The sequence below is a fragment of the Acinetobacter sp. NIPH1876 genome (genome assembly GCF_022808535.1).
Classification (GTDB): Bacteria; Pseudomonadota; Gammaproteobacteria; order Pseudomonadales; family Moraxellaceae; genus Acinetobacter; species Acinetobacter higginsii.
Genome location: NZ_JALGBR010000038.1, coordinates 1 through 3,650, shown reverse-complemented (window position 1 = coordinate 3,650; position 3,650 = coordinate 1). Strand labels below are relative to the sequence as shown.

1 protein-coding gene is annotated in these 3,650 nt (G+C 44.0%); it reads right to left on the bottom strand.

The window, feature by feature from the left end; genetic code table 11:
* Positions 1-3,327, bottom strand: a 3,327-nt coding sequence (locus tag MN869_RS20245) for an Ig-like domain-containing protein (protein ID WP_243309223.1), incomplete at its 3' end; no start/stop codon positions are given.
* Positions 3,328-3,650: the final 323 nt, after the last annotated feature.

The following is a 3,650-nucleotide window of genomic DNA, read 5'->3' as shown; positions in this document are numbered from 1 at the left end:
TGTATAAACATGAGCATCTGTTTTAGTACTGCTGTTACCTGCTGCATCAGTAAAGGTTGCTGTCGCATCAATGGTCTTATCTGCATCTGCCAATAAGTCACTGCCTGCAACACTGGCACTCCACGTACCTGTTGCTGTATCTACCGTCGCTGTATAGGTCACACCATTAATCAGCAAAGTAACAACTGTGGTTGCTGCATCTGCTGGAATACCCGTCAACGTTCCTGTCACTGTCACGTTTGATGCAGACTCTGCTGCATTGATAACGTTATCTGCAGTCACAGAATCAATAGTTAAACCTGTACCTGAAACATCTGGTGCTGTTGTATCTGTTGTATAAACATGAGCATCTGTTTTAGTACTGCTGTTACCTGCTGCATCAGTAAAGGTTGCTGTCGCATCAATGGTCTTATCTGAATCCGCCAATAAGTCACTGCCTGCAACACTGGCACTCCACGTACCTGTTGCTATATCTACCGTCGCTGTATAGGTCACACCATTAATCAGCAAAGTAACAACTGTGCTTGCTGCATCTGCCGGGATACCTGTCAACGTTCCTGTCACTGTCACGTTTGATGCAGACTCTGCTGCATTGATAACGTTATCTGCAGTCACAGAATCAATAGTTAAACCTGTACCTGAAACATCTGGTGCTGTTGTATCTGTTGTATAAACATGAGCATCTGTTTTAGTACTGCTGTTACCTGCTGCATCAGTAAAGGTTGCTGTCGCATCAATGGTCTTATCTGAATCCGCCAATAAGTCACTGCCTGCAACACTGGCACTCCACGTACCTGCTGCTGTATCTACTGTCGCTGTATAGGTCACGCCATTAATCAGCAAAGTAACAACTGTGGTTGCTGCATCTGCTGGGATACCCGTCAACGTTCCTGTCACTGTCACGTTTGATACAGACTCTGCTGCATTAATGACGTTATCTGCAGTCACAGAATCAATAGTTAAACCTGTACCTGAAACATCTGGGCCAACTGTATCAACTGTTTCTGTACCTGGTACAGATGGGTTACCTGCTGGGTCTGTTGCTACAGCCGTTACTGTACTGCCATTTGGTAAATTACCTGGATTTGGTGTGGTCCATACCCCTGTGGTTGGATCTGTTGGTACCTGAACTGTACTACCATCTGGGAAGGTCACCGTGACGGTCGAACCTGGTTCTGCAGTCCCTGTAATTGGATCTGTACCATTGATTGGATTAATCTCTGGTGCATTTGGTGCAACGGTATCAACTGTATAAACTTGAGTGTCCGTTACATTGCTGCTATTTCCTGCCGCATCTGTAAACGTAACTTTGGCATCAATGGTCTTATCGCCATCTGCTAATAATCCACTGCCTGGTACACTTACACTCCATGTACCATTCGCTGAATTGACCGTCGCTGTATACGTCACACCATTCACAACAACCGTCACCACAGTGGTCGCTGCATCTGCAGGTACGCCTGTTAATGTGCCTGTTAAGGTTACATTCCCTGCTGACTCTACTGCATTGATGACGTTATCCGCAGTCACTGGATCAATATTCAGTGTTGTACCTGAAACATCTGGCCCAACTGTATCCACAGTCTCTGTGCCTGGTGTAGATGGGTTACCTGCTGGATCTGTTGCTACTGCTGTAACAGTACTGCCGTTTGGTAAATTACCTGGATTTGGTGTGGTCCATTCCCCTGTGGTTGGATCAGTTGGTACTTGAACTGTACTACCATCTGGGAATGTCACCGTCACCGTCGAACCTGGTTCTGCAGTCCCTGTAATTGGGTCTGTGCCATTGATTGGATTAATCTCTGGCGCATTTGGTGCAGTTGTATCAACTGTATACACTTGGGTATCTGTTACATTGCTGCTATTGCCTGCCGCATCTGTAAACGTAACTTTGGCATCAATGGTTTTATCGCCATCAGCCAATAAACCGCTACCTGGCACACTCACACTCCAAGTGCCATTCGCTGAATTGACTGTCGCTGTATAGGTCACACCATTCACTACAACCGTTACCACTGTGGTTGCTGCATCTGCTGGCACGCCTGTCAAGGTTCCAGTTAAGGTTACATTGCCCGCTGATTCTGCCGCATTCAGGACATTGTCTGCTGTCACAGAGTCAATATTGAGGGTTGTACCTGAAACATCTGGGCCAACTGTATCCACCGTTTCTGTACCAGGTACAGATGGGTTACCTGCTGGATCTGTCGCAACCGCAGTTACTGTACCTCCATTTGGTAAGTTACCTGGATTTGGTGTGGTCCATACCCCTGTGCTTGGATCAGTTGGTACTTGAACTGTACTACCATCTGGGAAGGTCACCGTCACCGTCGAACCTGGTTCTGCAGTCCCTGTAATTGGGTCTGTACCATTGATTGGATTAATCTCTGGTGCATTTGGTGCTGTGGTATCAACTGTATACACTTGGGTATCTGTTACATTGCTGCTATTGCCTGCCGCATCTGTAAACGTAACTTTGGCATCAATGGTTTTATCGCCATCAGCCAATAAACCGCTACCTGGCACACTCACACTCCAAGTGCCATTCGCTGAATTGACTGTCGCTGTATAGGTCACACCATTCACTACAACCGTTACCACTGTGGTTGCTGCATCTGCTGGCACGCCTGTCAAGGTTCCAGTTAAGGTTACATTGCCCGCTGATTCTGCCGCATTCAGGACATTGTCTGCAGTGACTGGATCAATATTAAATTTTACGGCATCCGTATTTGGTGGTGTGGTATCTGTATTGTTGTCATTATTGCCCCCACCTCCACCGCCGCCACTTGCTGCTGCGGCTATCCCGCCAATCGCAAGTACAGGTAAAGCCCACAACCATGGACTAAAACCACTCGATGCTTCACCTGCATAAAGTAATGGTTCTACTGCCTGAATTGGCTGCAATGTTGCTGCTTCAACAGGTGCCGCTGCCGCTTCGGGTACTACCGCTGGTGTTTCTTCTAAAAAGACAGCCCCTTCATGATCATCATCATCCGAGTCAGCATCTGCATCTGCGTCCGCATCGGCATCAGCATCCGCATCACTTTCCATATCCTTAAAGTGTGCCCAGACTAATTGATTATCATCACCCTGTAGTACAAGGCTGTTATCTGCTACCTCACTATTATTAAAGAAATTATGAATAACGATTGTTTCGCCATTTTTTAATACTACAACAGCATTTTCACCATCTCTCTTAACAACTGAAATATCATTTGCAGAGACCTTAATTAATACAACTGAAGGTTCAGAGGGTAATGTTGCTGTTTTTCCCGTCGTATTTACAAGGGTTTGATGACTTTCCTTGGAAATAATCTGTATTTGAGACATGGTTATATTCCTCATTATAAATTATTAATTCTTAATCAATTCTTAATTACATTATTAACTTAAGTTTAAATTATTGTTTCTAAGTGATAGAGTTCACAGCAACACTTTAAATCAAACAAAATAAATGTTAAATAGCGCACAAAATAAAAAAACAAACTTACATTGTAATATTTTTTCACAACAAAATAAAACCATGATTTAAAAGATTAAAAAATAAAAAAGCTTTTCTTAATAATTATAAAGGGGCTTAGGAAGTTAAGCATATTAAAAAGTATGGTAACTTCCTTATATGAAAGCAAAAAATAGATACTATTCCCGTTCAA